This window comes from Streptomyces sp. AC627_RSS907, from assembly GCF_019049165.1.
In genome coordinates, this window is sequence record NZ_JAGMUE010000994.1 from 1 (window position 1) to 629 (window position 629).

At 80.1% G+C, this 629-nt stretch carries 1 protein-coding gene; it reads right to left on the reverse strand.

The features are described from left to right. Window positions 1–252: 252 nt before the first annotated feature. Window positions 253–629 (reverse strand): zinc-binding dehydrogenase (locus tag KUM32_RS39850; RefSeq protein ID WP_217146607.1); only part of this gene is annotated, 377 nt, incomplete at its 5' end.

Below are 629 nucleotides of genomic sequence, written 5' to 3' on the forward strand. Positions count from 1 at the left end.
CCGGAGCGCGGCGCTGGCGAAGCCGACAGCGCCGGCGCGCGCGACGGCGCGCCAAGGGGCCGCCCCTCCCACTCCTCCCACGGGGGACTTCCGTGCGGGGAGCGGCCCCCGCCGCGTGTCAGAGCGCTCCGGCCCGCCGCTCGGCACGCTACGGCCTCCGCTCGGCGCGTACGTCCGGGAGTACGCCCCGGTCTCCGCTCCGGCGCGCCGGCCCCGGGCGGTTGCGCCGGGCCCCGCTCACGCGGCGCGGCCTCAGCCCGCCGCCGGCGCGTCGGCGACCTGGATCAGGGGCTTTCCGGGGGTGTGGCGGCGGGCGGTGAAGGCGGTGGGGGCGTCGGCCAGCGGGTAGACCGTGCCCACCAGGGGCCGCAGCCGCCCGTCCTGGACCCGTCGCGCGAGGTCGGCGAGGCGGTGCCGGTCGGGCTCGACGACGAAGAAGACCGACCGCCCGTCCTCGGGGCGGACCGTGGTCGGCGCGGCGATCGTGACGAGCGTGCCGCCGGGCCGCACCAGGCGGGCCGAGCGTTCGAGCGCCTCGCCGCCGATCACGTCGAGGACCAGGTCCACCGGGCCGGCGTCGGCCAGTTGACCGCCCGCGTCGCCACCCCGCGCGCCGTTCGGCTCGCCGT